Genomic DNA, 16,762 nt, shown 5'->3' with positions numbered 1-16,762 from the left:
GAGGGGCGCACAATGGCTCCATGGACCACATCAGCCCCCTCGAACAGGCACTGCACGCGGCCCGCGCCCTCGTTCTCGCCGACCTCGGCTCCGGCGAGGTCGCCCACGCGGACGTCGTCTCCCTCGTCGAAGAGTCCATCGTGCAGCGCCGCTGGTGGGTCGAGCAGTGGCCGGAGGGGATCGAATTCGTCGCCGGGCTCGTCGCCCAGGACGTCCAGGACGGGCTCCTGGAGCGCTACGGGCGCTGGCCGCTGTGCCCGGTGTGCGGCTCGGGCACGCCCCACGCGCTCGACGTGGAACCGGAGTTGGGCCCCGACCCGCACTGGGTGTGCAGCGAGGCGGGCGTGGTCGTGGCCGCGGTCGGCTCCCTCGGCACCGTCGTGCGATGACCGTCTACATCGATCCGCCGACCTGGCCGGGGCACGGGCGGCTGTGGTCCCACGTGATCAGTGACGTCTCCTTCGACGAACTGCACAGCTTCGCCGAGGGGCTCGGCGTCCCGCCCCGCGCCTTCGAGCGCGACCACTACGACCTGCCGTCGCACCGCTACGAGGACGCGGTGCGGGCCGGCGCCGTGCGGATCGGCTCGAAGGAACTGGTGCGCAGGCTCACCGAGGCGGGGCTACGGAGGCCGAAGGGGCGTCCTGCGGCGGGGAGTTGAGGTCCTTGGCGCCGGACGACGCCACCAGCTTCGTGGCCGCCGGTCCGCGGTGCAGCCGCAGCGCCACCGCCGTCGCGCCGATCGCCGTCACCGTCATCGCGGCGCCCGCCCACGCCGTCGCCGGGTAGCCGAGTCCCGCGTCGATCACCGTGCCGCCCAGCCACGGGCCGCCCGTGTTGCCCAGGTTGAACGCGGACGTGGTCGTCGCGCCCGCCAGCGTCGGGGCGGCGCCCGCGACGTTGAACATGCGGGCGTTGAGCGCCGGTGCCGTATAGAACGCCGAGAAGCCCAGCAGGAACGACAGCACCACCGCCGCCACCGCGAACGAGCCGAGCAGCGAGAGCGCCACCAGGAACACCGTGGACGCCGCGATCCCGCTCAGCAGCACCCCGAAGAGGTGCGCGTCCGCGACCCGGCCGCCGACCGTCGTGCCGATCAGCGCGCCGATGCCGAACAGCGCCAGGACCGTCGGGACCCAGCCCGCGTCGAGGCCCGCCACGTCCGTGAGCAGCGGCGACAGATAGCTGAACGCGCAGAACACGCCGCCCGCGGCGAGCGCCGTGACCGCGACGGACAGCCAGACCTGGCGGTCGCGGTAGATCGACAGCTCGCCCCGAAGGCGCGGCTTCTGTGCCGGGGCCGGGATACGCGGGATCAGCGTCACCACACCGACCAGGGCGACCGCCGACGCGGCGCCCACGGCCCAGAACGCCGCCCGCCAGCCGAGCCCGTCCCCGAGGAACGCGCCCGCCGGGACGCCCAGCACGTTCGCGATCGACAGACCGCCGATCATCACGGCCATGGCGCGCGCCCGCTGGTTCACCGGCACCATCGCGATGGCCACCGCCGCGCCCACCGCCCAGAACCCGGCGCAGGCCAGCGCGCTCACGACGCGCGACGCGAACAGGACCGCGTACGTCGGGGCGAGCGCGCCCGCGACCTGGCCGAGGCCGAACACCGAGATCAGCGCGATGAGTGTGGTGCGGCGCGGCAGCCGCAGCGTCGCCACGGCGAGCAGCGGAGCGCCCACCACCATGCCGATCGCGAACGCCGATATCAGCAGGCCCGCCTGCGGGATCGTGACGTCCATGTCGTCGGCGATCGCGGGGAGGATGCCGGACAGCATGAACTCGGACGTGCCGAGCGCGAAGACCGCGAGGCCCAGGATGTAGACGGCCAGGGGCATGCTGCCGCGCGCGGCGGGCGGGTCGGTGGTCGGATCGGCGGGAGCGGGGTGAGCGGAGTCAGGCATAACAGCTGTCAACGCGGCTTACGTTGCTGACATTCCTGGAGTGCGGTCGGGCGTGTGCGGGAGTTCGTAGGCGCGCTCGTCCCCGGCCGCCGGGATCTCCGCGAAGCCGGCCCTCCGCAGGACCCGCTGGGACGCCGCGTTGTCCGGGTCCGTAGTGGCCGTCACCGCCGTGACGCCCGGCTGTGACAGGGCCCAGGCCGCGATCGCGGTCACCGCCTCCGTGGCGTAGCCCCGGCCGCGCGCCCCCTCCGTCAGGTCGTAGCCGATCTCCACGCGGCCGTCGTCGTCCGGCGCGCTGTGGAAGCCGATCCCGCCGATCGCGTGCCCGTCCCCGGACCGGACGATCACGTACGTCCCCCAGCCCGCGCGGTAGGCGCCCCGGGCGTGCGCCTTCACCGTGATCCCGGAGCCGGTCCGTGTGCCGTCCGGCGCGCCGCCGTCCAGCCAGGTGAAGCCGCCCGCTCCGCCGCCGGAGTGCAGGTCCGCGGCCGACTCGGGGGACAGCTCGTGCAGGCGCACCCGGGGGGCCGCGAGGGTGAGGAGTGTCATGCGGCGAGGATGCGGCAGCCCCGCGCGCCGATCAACCGGTTTGCCCGGTCAACCGTTTGCCCGGTCAATCGGGGTGCCCGATCAGCCGGTGTGCCTGGTCAACCGGTTTGCCCGGTCAACCGTTTGCCCAATCAGCCGGTGTGCCTGGTCAACCGGTTTGCCCGATCAGCCGGTTTCCCCGGTCAACCCGTTTGCGGGGACAGCAGGGCCAGCTCCGCGGTCAGGTTCTCGCGGGCCGGGCCCTCCCAGTGCTCCGCCCCGTAGGGGGTGCGGAACAGGCGGGGCAGGGACAGGAGTTGGCGCAGGACGGCGGCGCGGCCCTCGCGGAACGGCTCGTCCGGCACGAAGCCGTACTCCTCCCGGACCGCCGCCGCGTAGGCCGCGTATGCCTCCGGCGGCGCGGCGAGGATGGCGAGGTCGGCGTCACACAGCACCTCACCGTTCCGGTCGCCCTCGGCGGGGTCGTGGGTCACGGTGAGCAGGACGAGCCGGCTCACTTCCTGGATCTGGTCGTCCGTCAGGCCGGCCTCGTTCAGGGCGCGTTCGGCGAGGCGTGCGGAACGCTCCTCGTTGGTCGAGCGCTCGGGCAGGTACACGGCGTCGTGGAACCAGGCTGCGAGGCGGACGAGGTCCGGGTCGTCGGCGTGCTCCTCCAGCTCGTCGACGTGGTCCAGGACGGCCTTGAGGTGGGCGGTGGTGTGGTACCTCCGCTGCGGCTCCGCCCAGCGCCCCAGAAGATCATCTGCGTAGGCCTCCGCGGGGGCGGCGGAGGTGGGCGTGGTCGTGGTCCGGGCCGCACGCAGCGTCCGGATCCAGGCACTCCTGAGCTCGTGGTCGTCCCGCATGGGGCGACCCTAGCGCCACTCCCGCTCACGTCCGGTACGAGGGTGATCGCCTGTGGATCCCGGCCTCCTCGTCGTACTCGCCGAGGAGGATCACGCGCAGCGCCGTGACCACCAGGACCTTGCAGGCCCGCAACACGTTCCCCAGCCGGTGGGGGTGACGCGTGTCCGTGGCCGCCGTCGCACCGTGGGTGAAGGTCATCGTCGTCATACCTCCATGGTGGAATACGGGCATTCCGTGCACATCGGTCCGTGGGTGTAGGTTGCGCGGCCGGCCATGCGCCCTGGGACTGAGGGGGACCCCTAGGGCCCATCTGTCGGGGGCGCGGGCTGCCGGGAAATCGGGGGCACGGGCTGCCGGGGAAACGGGGGCGCGGGCTCCCGACAAAACCGTTGGCCCCCGCGCAGGTCACCGGAGTAGGGTGTCCGACTTCCCCGCCTCCCTCCGTGGAGTGCCGCCCGCCGGACGGAAACCGGTCGGCCGCCGTCCGTCACCGAACCCCCGGAGCCCGGAGGAAGTACCCGTGTCCCTCGACGACCCGCTCTCCCGCGAGCGCGCCCACCTCACGTCGTCCCGTGCCGCCCTGCGCGCCATGCGGGAGGACGTGGAGTCCCTCGACATCGCCGACGTCACCGCGAACTGGGTGAACGCCGCCGTGCTGCAGCGCCAGATCGACGACCGGATCAAGGCGCTCGCCGACCTGTCGCACACCCCGCTGTTCTTCGGGCGCCTCGACTACCTGCACGCCCCCGGCGCCGACGAGGCGGAAGGGGGCGAGGGCGAGCGGTTCTACATCGGGCGGCGGCATGTTCACGATGCGGTGGGCGATCCGATGGTCATCGACTGGCGCGCGCCCGTCTCCCAGCCCTTCTACCGGGCCTCGAAGAAGGACCCGATGGACGTCGGGTTGCGGCGGCGGTTCGGGTACACGGGCGGGGACCTCACCGCGTACGAGGACGAGCGGCTCTCCGATCCGGCCGAGGCCGAGGTCGTCAGCGCGCTGCTCCAGGCCGAGATCGAGCGGCCCCGCGTCGGGCCCATGCGGGACATCGTCGCCACCATCCAGCCCGAGCAGGATGAAATCGTCCGCAGCGGGCTCTCGGGGTCCGTGTGCGTCCAGGGCGGGCCCGGGACCGGAAAGACCGCCGTCGGCCTCCACCGCGTCGCGTATCTGCTGTACGCCCACCGGGAGCGGCTCGCCCGGACCGGGACGCTCGTCATCGGGCCGAACCGGTCCTTCCTGCACTACATCGAGCAGGTGCTGCCCGCGCTCGGTGAGCTGGAGGTCAAGCAGGCCACCGTCGACGACCTCGTCGCGCATGTGGAGGTGCGGGGAGTCGATTCGGCCGACGCCGCCGTCATCAAGGGTGACGCGCGCATGGCCGAGGTGCTGCGGCGGGCCGTGCGCTCGCACATCACGCCACCGACGGAGTCCGTCGTCGTCGTGCGCGGCTCCCGGCGGTGGCGGGTGCCGGGTCACGAACTGGAGGAGATCGTCCGGGAGTTGACGGCCCGCGACATGCGGTACGGCGCGGCCCGCGAGGCCCTTCCGCAGCGCATCGCCCACGCCGTCCTCGTCCAGATGGAACGGTCCGGCGAGGCGCCGGACGACCGCGTGCAGGACGCCGTGGCGCGGAACGCGGCGGTCAAGGCGGCCGTGAAGGCCATCTGGCCGGCCGTCGACCCGGCGAAGCTGGTGCTGCGGCTGCTGTCCGACGCCGACTTCCTCGCCGAGCACGCGGAGGGTGTGCTGAGCGAGGACGAGCAGAAGTGCGTGCTGTGGGAGCGGCCGGCGCGGAGCGTGCGGGCCGCCAAGTGGTCGTCCGCCGACGCCGTGCTCATCGACGAGGTGACCGACCTCGTCGCCCGCACCCACTCCCTCGGGCACGTCGTGCTCGACGAGGCGCAGGACCTGTCGCCCATGCAGTACCGGGCCGTCGGGCGCCGCTGCACCACCGGATCCGCCACCGTCCTCGGCGACCTCGCGCAGGGCACGACCCCGTGGGCCACGCGCAGCTGGGCCGAGGCGCTGCGGCACCTCGGCAAGGAGGAGGCCGTCGTCGAGGAGCTGACCGTCGGATTCCGCGTGCCCCGCGACGTCATCGCGTACGCGTCCCGGCTGCTGCCCCACATCGCGCCCGGCCTCGCGCCCGTCTCGTCCGTCCGCGAGAACCCCGGGGCCTTCGAGGTCAGGGAGGCGTCGGACGGCGCCCGTGACGTGGTCGCCGCCTGCGTCGAGGCCCTGGAGCGGGAGGGTTCCGTGGGTCTCATCGCCGCCGACGCCCGCATCCCGGACCTGGCCTCCGCCCTGTCGGACGCGGGCCTCACCTACCTCGGCCCCGGCGAGGAGACCACGGCCGCAACCCGTCTGACCCTGGTCCCCGCCTCGCTGGCCAAGGGACTGGAGTACGACTACGTGGTCCTGGACGAGCCCGCCGCCGTCGTCGACGGCGAACCGGACGAACGGACCGGACTGCGGCGCCTGTACGTGGCGCTGACGCGCGCGGTCTCGGGCCTCGTGGTCATCCACGCGGCCCCGCTGCCGGAGCAGCTGGGGGCCTAGGGCGTGTCCGGCGGATCATGGCCGGGGCCGCGACGCCTGTCACGGCACCTCGCCGCGTTGCCGAAACGCCCGGACAGCTCCGCTGTCAGGACGCTCCGGCGCCTTGCGATGCACCGCACCGGACGCCGCGACCTGTCCCACCCTGATCCACCGGACACGCCCTGGCGACCTCTATGCCCCGGCGGCAGCCCTACGCGTCGACCGCCGCTCGCCACTCCCGTACCGCGTCCGCCGAGACCGGGGCGTTCCAGCCCTGGGGGCGGGCCGCGCCGCCGATGTGGAAGGCGTCCAGGCCGGCCGCCTTCAGCCGGGGGAGGTGGTCGAGGCGGAGGCCGCCGCCCACGAGGATCTGCTGCCGGTAGCCCGGCTCGCCCGCGCGGGCCGCCTCCGCCGCCAGGACGTCGAGCCCGGTGTCCACGCCGGCCGGCGAGCCCGCCGTCAGATACGTGTCGAGGCCGGGCTCGTCCGCGAGCCGCTTGCGCAGGGCGTCCCGGTCCGCCGCCCGGTCGATCGCGCGGTGGAACGTCCAGCGGCAGCCGTCGAGCTCCGCCGTGATCCGGTCGACCGCCGCCATGTCGGGGCCGCCCGCCGGGTCGAGGAAACCGAGCACGAACTCGTCGGCCCCTTCCGCGCGCAGCCCCCGCGCGGCCTCCACCAGCGCGTCCACGTCCCCCGCAGCGAAACCGTCCGCGAGCCGGATCATGACCCGCAGCGGGATGCCGACGGCCGCCCGGATCCGGCCGAACGTCTCGCGCGAGGGCGTGAGCCCGTCCGCCGCCATGTCGGTGACCAGCTCAAGACGGTCGGCCCCGCCCACCTGCGCCGCGACCGCGTCCTCGGCGCCGAGCGCGATCACCTCCAGGACTGCACGCTTGCTCATGGGACCCCTTGTCGGTCGGTACGTATCGGTGTGTGTCGGTTGCGAGGGCGGGTGCGGGTAGGCCATAGAGGTCTAGTCCAATAGGCCAGCCTACGCGCCGAGCGCCCCCGCCGGCAGGTGATCAGTGACCGTGGCCCTCCGAGTGATCACTCCCGCTCCGCCCGGCCTGCACCGTGAATTCCGCCGTCCGCACCGTGCCGTTGTGCTTGAAGTCCAGGAAGAGCCGGTACGTCCCCGTGCTCGGCGCGGTCGCCGTGAACGAGACCTCGGGCCCGGGGCCGCCCTCGTTCGGGTGGACGTGCAGATAGGCGAGGTCGCCGGAGCGCAGGGCGACCAGGTGCCCGTAGGAGCCGAGGTAGGGCTGGAGGTCGGTGACCGGCTTGCCGTTCCGGCTGACGCTCAGGGTGAGTTGGCTCGCCGCACCCGCCGTCGGCTTGCCGCTGAGCCGCACCTCGTAGCCGTCGCCGGCCCCGGCGGTAGCGGAGGGGGCCGGGAGGTCCTGGGGCGCGTACTTCCCCGCCACCGACAGGTCCGCGCCGAGCGTCAGGCCCTCCTTCTCCGACTGCGGGGCGAAGTCGGCGAAGACCCGGTAGTCGCCCGCCTTCGGCAGCTCGACGGGTGTCGTCCAGGTGCCGTCCGCCGCGCGGACCGGGTGCAAGTGGCGGTAGACCGTGAGGTCCCGCGAGGCGACGATCAGGTGCAGCTGCTTGCCGTGCTCGGTCCGGTACGCGGTGACCTTGCGGCCCGTGTCGTCCTTGGTGATCGCGAAGCTCAGCTCGGTGCGTTCACCGGCGGCGGCGATGCGGGGCGTCTTGAGGGCGAGGGTGTAGCCGCGCTCGGAGATCTGCAGACCGCCGGGGACGGCGGCCTCCTTCCCGGCCATTCCACCGTGCCCGCCGTGGTTGCCGTGGTCGTCTTGCCGGCCGTGGTCGCCGTGCCCGGTGGGTTCACCGTGCTGCTTGCCCGCGGTGACGGGGGTGACGGTGCTGCCCACCCCGTACGCGGTGCCGAAGGTGGCGGCGACGGCGGCGGCGAAGGCGGTGATCTTCAGTGCGGTCTTCATGACGGGCTCCTGGGTGGGCTGGCTCATCCGACTGACTCCGAAGATACCCCCAGGGGGTATGAAGTCAAGCGGGAGAATTTCTTGCGCTCGATACCCCCTGGGGGTATAACTGAGGTCAAGAAGTCCCGACCGAGGAGGCACCATGACGGCGCACGCAGCCGCCCCCGCACCCTCCGCCGCCCCCGCGGCAGAGGTGGAACTGGCCATCGGCGGTATGACCTGCGCGTCGTGCGCCGCCCGGATCGAGAAGAAGCTGAACCGGATGGACGGCGTCGAGGCGACCGTCAACTACGCGACGGAGAAGGCGAAGGTCACCTTCGCCGGCGGGGTCGCCGTGGCCGACCTGATCGCCACCGTCGAGGCCACCGGGTACACGGCCCAGGAGCCGCCCAGGCCCACGGGCGAGGCCACGGACGAAGCGGACGCGCAGCCGGAGGCCGATGCCCTCGCCCCGCTGCGTCAGCGGCTCGTCACCGCCGTCGTGCTCGCCGTGCCGGTCATCGCGATGGCCATGGTCCCGGTCCTGCAGTTCGAGTACTGGCAGTGGCTGTCCCTCACGCTGACGGCGCCCGTCGTCACCTACGCCGCCTGGCCCTTCCACAAGGCCGCCTTCACGAACGCGCGGCACGGCGCCGCGACGATGGACACGCTGATCTCCGTCGGCACGTCGGCCGCGTTCCTCTGGTCGCTGTGGGCCCTGTTCTTCGGGACCGCAGGGATGCCCGGCATGACCCACCCCTTCGAGCTGACCATCGCCCGCAGCGACGGCGCCGGGAACATCTACCTGGAGGCCGCCGCCGGAGTCACCGCCTTCATCCTCGCCGGGCGCTACTTCGAGGCCAGGTCCAAGCGGAAGGCGGGCGCCGCGCTCAAGGCGCTGCTCGAACTCGGCGCGAAGGACGTCACCCTTGTGCGCGAGGGCGGGCGCGAAGAGACCGTGCCCGTGAGCGAGTTGAAGGTCGGCGACCGTTTCCTCGTACGGCCCGGCGAGAAGATCGCCACCGACGGCACCGTCACCGAGGGCGCCTCCGCCGTCGACGCGTCCATGCTGACCGGCGAGTCCGTGCCCGTCGAGGTCGCCGTCGGCGACTCCGTCACCGGCGCGACCCTGAACGTCGGCGGACGCCTCGTCGTCGAGGCCACCCGCGTCGGCGCCGACACCCAACTCGCCCGCATGGCACGCCTCGTGGAGGACGCGCAGAACGGCAAGGCCGCGGCCCAGCGCCTCGCCGACAAGATCTCCGCCGTCTTCGTGCCCGTCGTCATCGGGCTCGCCCTGGCCACCCTCGGCTTCTGGCTGGGCAACGGCGCCGGCATCACCGCCGCCTTCACCGCGGCCGTCGCCGTCCTCATCATCGCCTGCCCCTGCGCCCTGGGCCTGGCCACCCCGACCGCGCTGATGGTCGGCACCGGCCGGGGCGCGCAGCTCGGCATCCTCATCAAGGGCCCGGAGGTCCTGGAGACCACGCGCGCCGTCGACACGATCGTCCTCGACAAGACCGGAACCGTCACGACCGGCCGGATGACCCTCCTCGCCACCCACGTCGCCGACGGCACCGACGAGCGCGAAGTCCTGCGCCTCGCAGGGGCGTTGGAACACTCCTCGGAGCACCCGATCGCCCAGGCCGTCGCCGCCGGGGCACGCGACGAGGCGGGCGACCTCGGGACCGTGGAGGACTTCGCGAACGTTCCCGGGCTCGGCGTCCAGGGCATCGTCGACGGCCACGCCGTACTCGTCGGCCGCGAGAAGCTGCTCGCCGAGTGGGAGATCCGGCTGCCGGTGGAGCTCGAGCGGGCCAAGTCGGCCGCCGAGGCGAATGGCCGTACGGCGATCGCGGTGGCCTGGGACGGGGAGGCGCGGGCGGTCCTCGAAGTCGCGGACGCGGTCAAGGACACCAGCGCCGAGGCCATCAGGCGCTTCCGTGCCCTGGGTCTGCGCCCGGTCCTGCTGACCGGGGACAACGAGGCGGTGGCCCGCGCGGTGGCCGCAGAGGTGGGCATCTCCCCCGAGGACGTCATCGCCGAGGTCATGCCGCAGGACAAGGTCGACGTCGTCAAGAGGCTGCAGGGCGAGCGGCGTTCCGTCGCCATGGTCGGCGACGGGGTCAACGACGCGGCGGCCCTGGCGCAGGCCGACCTGGGGCTCGCGATGGGCACCGGCACGGACGCGGCGATCGAGGCGGGCGACCTGACGCTTGTCCGCGGTGACCTGCGGGCGGCGGCCGACGCGATCCGCCTGTCCCGGCGGACCCTGCGCACCATCCGCTCGAACCTCTTCTGGGCCTTCGCCTACAACGTCGCCGCGCTGCCGCTGGCCGCCGCGGGCCTGCTGAACCCGATGATCGCGGGCGCGGCCATGGCGTTCTCGTCGGTGTTCGTCGTCGGCAACAGCCTGCGCCTGAGGAACTTCAAGCCCCAGGGCTGAGCACACAACGCGTGAGGGGCCCGTCCGCCGAAGCGGACGGGCCCCTCACCCATCTCTGCTCAGCCCTGGTCGCCGGCGAGGAGTTCGTCCGCGTCGACGATCCGGTACGCGTACCCCTGCTCCGCCAGGAACCGCTGGCGGTGGGCGGCGAAGTCCTGGTCGATGGTGTCGCGGGCGACGACCGAGTAGAAGTGCGCCTGGTGGCCGTCCGCCTTCGGGCGCAGCACGCGGCCCAGGCGCTGGGCCTCCTCCTGCCGGGACCCGAAGGTGCCCGACACCTGGATCGCGACCGTCGCCTCGGGCAGGTCGATCGAGAAGTTAGCGACCTTGGAGACGACGAGGACGCTCAGCTCGCCCTCGCGGAACGCGTCGAAGAGCCGCTCCCGCTCCTTGTTCGTCGTCTCGCCCTTGATCACCGGGGCGTCCAGATGCTCGCCCAGCTCGTCGAGCTGGTCGATGTACTGGCCGATGACGAGGATCTGCTGCCCGGCGAACTTCCTCACCAGCGCCTCCGTCACCTTCCGCTTCGTCGCGGTCGTGGCGCAGTAGCGGTACTTCTCCTCGGTCTCGGCGGTCGCGTACGCGAGACGCTCGCTGTCCGTCAGATTGACGCGGACCTCGACACAGTCGGCGGGAGCGATGTAGCCCTGCGCCTCGATCTCCTTCCACGGAGCGTCGAAGCGCTTGGGCCCGATGAGGGAGAAGACGTCGGACTCGCGCCCGTCCTCGCGGACCAGGGTCGCGGTCAGGCCGAGGCGGCGCCGGGCCTGGAGGTCGGCGGTGAACTTGAAGACGGGTGCGGGCAGCAGATGCACCTCGTCGTAGATCACGAGCCCCCAGTCGCGGGAGTCGAAGAGCTCCAGATGCGGATAGATGCCCTTCCGCTTCGTCGTCAGCACCTGGTACGTGGCGATCGTGACGGGCCGGATCTCCTTGCGCGTCCCGCTGTACTCGCCGATCTCGTCCTCGGTGAGGCTGGTCCGCTTCACCAGCTCGTGCTTCCACTGCCGGGCCGAGACCGTGTTGGTGACGAGGATGAGCGTGGTCGCCTTGGCCTCGGCCATCGCGCCCGCGCCGACCAGCGTCTTGCCCGCGCCGCACGGCAGCACGACGACACCGGACCCGCCGTGCCAGAAGCCTTCGACGGCCTGCTTCTGGTAGGGACGCAGCGCCCAGCCGTCCTCGGCCAGGTCGATCGGGTGCGCCTCGCCGTCCACGTACCCGGCGAGGTCCTCGGCCGGCCAGCCCAGCTTGAGCAGCGTCTGCTTGATCTGGCCGCGCTCCGAGGGGTGCACGGCGACGGTGTCCGCGTCGATCCGGGCGCCGACCAGGGGCGCCACACGCTTGGAGCGCAGCACCTCCTCCAGGACGGGCCGGTCCGTGCTGGTCAGCACCAGACCGTGCGCCGGGTGCTTGGACAGCGTGAGACGGCCGTACCGGTCCATCGTCTCGGCGATGTCCACGAGGAGCGCGTGCGGGACGGGGTAGCGGCTGTACTCGACGAGGGCGTCGACGACCTGCTCGGCGTCGTGCCCGGCGGCCCGCGCGTTCCACAGGCCCAGCGGCGTCAGCCGGTACGTGTGGATGTGCTCGGGGGCGCGCTCCAGCTCGGCGAACGGGGCGATGGCGCGCCGGCAGGCGTCGGCCCGGTCGTGGTCGACCTCCAGGAGCAGCGTCTTGTCACTCTGGACGATGAGCGGTCCGTTCACGTCTGTTCATCCCTTCCACCGCGCTCCGCGGAGCGCGGGGCCAAACGTCCAGTGTGCCGCATCGCCCGCCGTTGCCGCGTGGACGCCGGAGATCAGCCCGCCTCCAGCTCCGCGACCCCCGTCACGCGGTGCAGCGGATACGTGCGCACCTCGTCGGCCGTGTGGTCGTAGGCGGTGACGAAGCCGCCCTCCACCCGGATCGGGGCGATGACGCGCTGGCTGGCGGAGCCCTCCGCGTTCACATAGCCGATCCACACGGCCTCGCCCGTCATGACGGCCGCCTGCATCGTGGCCAGCGTGTCCGCCGCGCTGGTGCGGGGCAGCGTGCCGCTCTCCTCGCCCGGCGCGTGCTTGCGCGGCGTCGTCGAGGCCAGGTCACCGGCGCGGATCGCGCGCACGGCCGCCGTCAGGAGCGTGCCGTCCGGGACCGGCGGGCCCTCCGGTACGGGTTCGGGGGCGGTGCGGGGCGGGGTGCGGCGGGCGTGGGCGCGGGTGATGAGGACATCGCCCTCGGGGGACTCCGCGGCGGGCGCGAAACCCATCTGGCGCAGGCCCTCCAGGAGCGCCGCCGGGTCGGCCTGCGCGGCGAGGACGGTCGGCGCGATCCGCCGCAGGAGCAGACCGGCCGAGCGCTTGTCGGCGAGGATCTCGCCCAGCAGCACGTCGTCGTCGCAGCGCACGTACGCGGAGGCCGCGCCGATCCGCAGATGCCCGTGCTTACGGGCCACGTCGTCGATCAGATAGGCCAGCGGCTGCGGCACGGGCGTGCGCGAGTGCGTGGTCAGGAACTCGTGCAGGTCCGACGCGGCGCGCCCCGAGTCGAGGGCCCGGCGCACCGACCCGGGCGTGAACCGGTACACGGTCGCCCCGCCCTTGGACTCCACGTCGGCGAGGACGGCCAGGGCCTCGGCGAGCGGCCGCTCCAGCGGCCCGGGCGCCACGGCCGTCAGGTCGGCCTGCAGCAGTACGTGGTCCAGGGGCTCCGGGAGGAGGGGGGCGAGCAGTCGTACGGCGGCCTGCTCGGCGGGCGTCGCGTCCGGGCCCTCGCCCAGCAGCGCCCGCCCGTGTTCGGACAGCGCACCGCGCCCGGTGACGCCGAGGAGTTCCGCCTCGGTGAGCGTCCACCGGGCGATGCGCGCGCGCAGGTCGTCGGGGTCGCCGTCGTCGTCGGGCGCCGCGCCGCGCAGGGGCCGCTCCCAGCGCAGACGGGCGAGCAGGGTCTCCGGGTCGGGGGAGGCGCCCTCGGGGAGCTCGGACAGGAGCGTGAGCACCCGGCGGCGTACCTCGGGAGCCGCGGAACGGTCCAGGTGCGGGCCGAGAGCGGACAGGGTGCGCCCGGCGGCGGACACGGCCGCCGCCCCCTCCCGCCCGCCGACCAGACCGGCCGCGCGGGTGGCCGGCAGCCACGCGGTCACCAGGCGGGCCCAGCGCTCGGCGGCGGGCAGCTCCAGCCACTCGTCGTAGGCGGGCGTCGCGGCGTACTGCTCGTCGGCCTCGCCGTCGGACGCCACGAGACCGGCCGCGTACGCGAGTTCGGTCCAGAACGCGGCCAGCGCCTCCGTCGTGTCGAGGGCGGCCGCGGTGCGCTTGAGGTCGCGGACGCTGAGCCCGCCCGCGCGCAGGACGGCGGGGCCGCCCTCGTCCCAGTCCTTGAGGAGCTCCTCGACGGTGGCGAGCGCGGTGTAGGCCTGGCCCGCGGCGGTCGCGTTCACCACGGGGAAGCGATGGGTGGCCGCCGGTTCCACGGTGGGCGGCACCGGCTCCACGGTCCGGTGGGCGCGCCCGCCCCGCAGATGGAGCGCGGCCTCGCGGGGCAGGACGACGGTCCCCGGGGCGGTGGGCAGGAGAAGGCCGCGGTCCAGGAGCCAGCGCAGATGGGCGGCCGGCTCGGCGGTCACCTGGCCGTACGGCGGGCCCCACACGAGCCGGGACAGGACCTCGACGGCGTCCGCGGGCGCCTCGTCGAGGAGCGCCGACATCCGGGCGCGGTCGGTGAACAGGGCGGTCAGCGCGGCGACGGCGGAGACCGGGTCGTGCGTGGACGGCAGTCCGGCGGCCGTGACGATCTCCTGTAGCCGGCCGGGGGACATGCCGGCGGTGGCCTCCACGACGGTCGGGCCGAGGCCGGTGGGGGAGGGCCGCCGGTGCGCGGGCGCGAGCAGTTCACGCGCGGTGCGCACGAGGCGGATCCGGTCCTCGGGCCCCCACAGCAGGGCCTGTTCGCGCAGGGTGGCCACCGCGCGGGGCAGGACGGCGGTGACGGTACGGGCGTCGGCCCCCGCGTCACCGCCCTCGTCCCCGGCCAGCAGGGCGAGGAGCGTGCCGTACGTGGTGGGGTCCGGGGCGACCGCCAGGGCCTCCGCCGTCTGGAGCGTGAACCTGTCCAGGTGTTCGAGGGCGCGGATCACGGAGGCGCGGGTGCCCGCGCGCGTGGCCAGCTGGGTGAGGTCGTTCGGGACGGGGTTGAGCAGATCGGGGCGGGCGCGCAGCAGTGCGCCGAGGGAGGCGTCGTCGCGGGCGCGCAGCGCCTCGGCGAGGGACCGAGGGGCGGTGCTGCCCGGCGCGCGCCCGTCCTCGGCGGCGCGGTCCGGCTCGTGAGTGCTCATCCGGTTCACGGTAGCGCCTGACCGGCCCGCCGGGCTGCGGCGCCGCTGGGCCCGGAAGGGGACCCCGGTGCCGGGCCGGGCACGGTAACGTCGTAAAACGGGTGAAGGAACCGTCAACACCGCCACCCCGGAGGGGACTTCGTGGGGATCGAGAGCGATCAGCTCGTCTTCGACTATCTGAGCCGCGTCGGCGACCTGGCTCAGCAGCGCCAGCTGCCCTCCGGCACCCGGATGCGCCTGGTGTCCGAGCTGCGCAACGAGATCGAGGCGCGGCGCAAGGGAGTGGGCGGGGACAGCCCGGCGGCGGTGCGGCGCATCCTGGACCGGCTCGGCACGCCGGACGCCGTGGTGACGGGAGCGAGCGGCGGACCGGCCGAACCGGCGGAGCCGCGCGCGGCGGTGCCGGTGCAGCGGTCGAAGGAGCAGCGGTCGAAGGAGCAGCGCCCCCGCGGGCTGCGGCGGATCGTGCCGGGGCCTCGCGAGGACGTGGAGCCGGGGGACGCCGTGGACGCCCCGTCGCCGCCGCACCTCGCGGGGACGGAAGAGCTGGGGCGGCCGGGTTCGGAGCCGGACTGGTGGCGGGTGGACAGCAGCCCGTTCGGGGTGGGCGACAGCGTGCCGGGGTTCGTGGGCGGCGTGGAGATCCCGGAGATCCTCAAGCCGCCGGGCCGCGATTTCCCGAAGCAGGCCGGGGCGGAGGCGGAGGAGCCCGGGGAGCCCGACGAGCCCGAGGCGGACGAATCCGCCGAGGACGGCGAGCCGCGGGCCCGGCGCCGGCTGCCGTCCCTGCCCACCTGGTCCAACCCGCTCCTGCTGCTCGCCGCCGCCCTCCTGGTCGCCGGCGCGGTCCTGGGCAACTGGTTCGCCCTGGGCCTCGGCTGGATCATCGCCTACGCGTCCCGGCGGCTGAGCGAGGCCGAGTCGAAGGGGGCGGTCCTGTGGCTCCCGGGGCTCGCGGTCACCGCGGGCCTGGTGTGGCTGTGGGGCCGTGACTCCGGGCGCTGGGGCGAGCCGATCGCGCAGGGGCACATGAGCGCCGCCATCGGCGAGACCTGGCCGTGGGTGGTGCGCGGAGCGGCCGTCGCCTCCGCGCTGTTCGTGGTGTGGAGGTCACAGCGGCGACGGCCGTGACCCGTTCGTACGCCCAGGCACAATGGCTGGCATGGCTCCTTACGAACACCGGACCACCGCCGCCCCCACGAACAACCCAACGATCGGCTCCACGGTCGGCCCCACGGTCGGCTTCGACCTGGACATGACGCTGATCGACTCACGGCCCGGGATTCACGCCACCTACCGCGCGCTCTCCGCGGAGACGGGCGTCCCGATCGACGCGGACGCGGCCGTCCGGCGGCTCGGCCCGCCGCTCGAGGAGGAGCTGGTCCGCTGGTTCCCCGAGAACCGCATCCAGGAGGCCGGCGACCGCTACCGGGAGATCTACCCGGAGTACGCGATCCAGCCGACCCTCGCGCTCCCCGGCGCCCGCGAGGCCGTCGACGCCGTGCGGGCCTTCGGCGGGAGGGCGATCGTCGTCACCGCGAAGCACGAGCCCAACGCGAAACTGCACCTGGCGCACCTGGGCATAGAGCCCGACGAGGTCATCGGCTGGCTGTGGGCGGAGGCCAAGGGCACGGCGCTGCGCGAGCACGGCGCGTCCGTGTACGTCGGCGACCACACCGGCGACGTACGCGGCGCCCGCAGCGCCGGGGCACTGTCCGTGGCGGTCGCCACGGGCCCCTGCGACGCGGCCGAGCTGCGCGCCGCCGGAGCGGACGTCGTCCTCGCGGATCTGACCGGGTTCCCGGCCTGGCTGGAGCGCTACGTGGCCGAGCGGGCCTGACGCCGCTGCGCGGCGATCCCGCGCAGCACCCCGGCCGCGGCGATGAGGAAACCGACGCCCATCAGCATGCACACGGCGTAGGCGACGGGCGGGAACGGGTGGGTCCCGAGGAACAGAGGGGCCATCGTGACCAGGGTGGCCACGGCTCCGACGATGAAGACGATGCCGCCGGCCTTGACGAGGCCGTCACCGGGTCCGGCGGAATTCGCTTGGGTTTTGTCACGCACCCGACCAGGGTACGGAGTGCTGCCGCCGGACTGCGTTCGTGTGTGTGACTGAGCAGGGGTGCAGGAGGCGCGGCTGTGTGGTGCGGGGGCTTCCCAGGGTTGGGAACAGAAGTTCTTGGGGCGAACGGGTGACCTTTGCGGGCG

Annotated in this window: 15 protein-coding genes; 6 read left to right on the top strand and 9 right to left on the bottom strand. The window is 73.6% G+C overall.

What is annotated here, in order from left to right; all coding sequences use genetic code 11:
- The first annotated feature begins 20 nt into the window (after window positions 1-20).
- A complete protein-coding gene (locus EOT10_RS25835; RefSeq protein WP_127830720.1) occupies window positions 21-389 on the top strand; it encodes a DUF8819 family protein in 369 nt (122 codons plus the stop codon).
- A complete protein-coding gene (locus EOT10_RS25830; RefSeq protein WP_127830719.1) occupies window positions 386-661 on the top strand; it encodes a DUF4031 domain-containing protein in 276 nt (91 codons plus the stop codon). Before EOT10_RS25835 ends, EOT10_RS25830 begins: the two co-directional genes overlap by 4 nt.
- Here EOT10_RS25830 and EOT10_RS25825 read toward each other — a convergent pair.
- The 4 genes from EOT10_RS25825 to EOT10_RS25810 form a co-directional block, all read right to left on the bottom strand.
- Complete coding sequence (locus EOT10_RS25825) at window positions 609-1,847, bottom strand: Cmx/CmrA family chloramphenicol efflux MFS transporter (RefSeq protein ID WP_127830754.1); 1,239 nt, start codon at window positions 1,845-1,847, stop codon at window positions 609-611. The genes EOT10_RS25830 and EOT10_RS25825 overlap by 53 nt on opposite strands.
- 84 nt (window positions 1,848-1,931) lie before the next feature.
- On the bottom strand, window positions 1,932-2,462 hold the full coding sequence (locus tag EOT10_RS25820) for a GNAT family N-acetyltransferase (protein ID WP_127830718.1): 531 nt from the start codon (window positions 2,460-2,462) through the stop codon (window positions 1,932-1,934).
- Between the two features lie 182 nt (window positions 2,463-2,644).
- Entirely contained in the window at window positions 2,645-3,307 is a 663-nt protein-coding gene (locus EOT10_RS25815) for an HD domain-containing protein (protein WP_127830717.1), read from the bottom strand.
- Between the two features lie 25 nt (window positions 3,308-3,332).
- Window positions 3,333-3,515, bottom strand: a complete 183-nt coding sequence (locus EOT10_RS25810) for a hypothetical protein (RefSeq protein WP_127830716.1) — start codon at window positions 3,513-3,515, stop codon at window positions 3,333-3,335.
- Between the two features lie 313 nt (window positions 3,516-3,828).
- On the opposite strand from EOT10_RS25810, the gene EOT10_RS25805 reads away from it, so the two are divergent.
- Entirely contained in the window at window positions 3,829-5,868 is a 2,040-nt protein-coding gene (locus EOT10_RS25805) for a HelD family protein (protein WP_223281192.1), read from the top strand.
- A 190-nt stretch (window positions 5,869-6,058) separates the two neighbouring features.
- Here the strand turns inward: EOT10_RS25805 and EOT10_RS25795 are convergent, their stop codons facing one another.
- Both EOT10_RS25795 and EOT10_RS25790 read right to left on the bottom strand, forming a co-directional pair.
- Complete coding sequence (locus tag EOT10_RS25795) at window positions 6,059-6,748, bottom strand: copper homeostasis protein CutC (protein WP_127830715.1); 690 nt, start codon at window positions 6,746-6,748, stop codon at window positions 6,059-6,061.
- Between the two features lie 121 nt (window positions 6,749-6,869).
- A complete protein-coding gene (locus EOT10_RS25790; protein WP_127830714.1) occupies window positions 6,870-7,811 on the bottom strand; it encodes a DUF8832 domain-containing protein in 942 nt (313 codons plus the stop codon).
- A 142-nt stretch (window positions 7,812-7,953) separates the two neighbouring features.
- On the opposite strand from EOT10_RS25790, the gene EOT10_RS25785 reads away from it, so the two are divergent.
- Window positions 7,954-10,236 (top strand): heavy metal translocating P-type ATPase, encoded by a 2,283-nt coding sequence (locus EOT10_RS25785; RefSeq protein WP_127830713.1) that lies wholly within the window; start codon window positions 7,954-7,956, stop codon window positions 10,234-10,236.
- Window positions 10,237-10,295: 59 nt separating this feature from the next.
- Here the strand turns inward: EOT10_RS25785 and EOT10_RS25780 are convergent, their stop codons facing one another.
- Together EOT10_RS25780 and EOT10_RS25775 are read right to left on the bottom strand one after the other, a co-directional pair.
- On the bottom strand, window positions 10,296-11,945 hold the full coding sequence (locus EOT10_RS25780) for a DNA repair helicase XPB (RefSeq protein WP_127830712.1): 1,650 nt from the start codon (window positions 11,943-11,945) through the stop codon (window positions 10,296-10,298).
- 92 nt (window positions 11,946-12,037) lie between these two features.
- Window positions 12,038-14,551 carry a helicase-associated domain-containing protein gene (locus EOT10_RS25775; protein WP_127830711.1) on the bottom strand — a complete coding sequence of 838 codons (2,514 nt, stop codon included), beginning with the start codon at window positions 14,549-14,551 and terminating at the stop codon, window positions 12,038-12,040.
- A gap of 141 nt (window positions 14,552-14,692) precedes the next feature.
- Between EOT10_RS25775 and EOT10_RS25770 the strand changes: the two genes are divergently transcribed.
- Window positions 14,693-15,682, top strand: a complete 990-nt coding sequence (locus tag EOT10_RS25770; RefSeq protein ID WP_127830710.1) for a hypothetical protein — start codon at window positions 14,693-14,695, stop codon at window positions 15,680-15,682.
- Between the two features lie 22 nt (window positions 15,683-15,704).
- Entirely contained in the window at window positions 15,705-16,391 is a 687-nt protein-coding gene (locus tag EOT10_RS25765; protein ID WP_431313322.1) for an HAD family hydrolase, read from the top strand.
- On the opposite strand, the gene EOT10_RS25760 is transcribed toward EOT10_RS25765, so the two are convergent.
- The gene (locus EOT10_RS25760) at window positions 16,370-16,618 is read right to left on the bottom strand and encodes a hypothetical protein (RefSeq protein WP_127830708.1); all 249 of its coding nucleotides are present in this window, start codon (window positions 16,616-16,618) and stop codon (window positions 16,370-16,372) included. The genes EOT10_RS25765 and EOT10_RS25760 overlap by 22 nt on opposite strands.
- Between the last annotated feature and the right edge of the window lie 144 nt (window positions 16,619-16,762).

The sequence above is a fragment of the Streptomyces antnestii genome (assembly GCF_004005495.1).
Taxonomy (GTDB): Bacteria; Actinomycetota; Actinomycetes; order Streptomycetales; family Streptomycetaceae; genus Streptomyces; species Streptomyces antnestii.
Note: the sequence above shows the minus strand (reverse complement) of the source record. Positions and strands in the feature narration are given on the sequence as shown.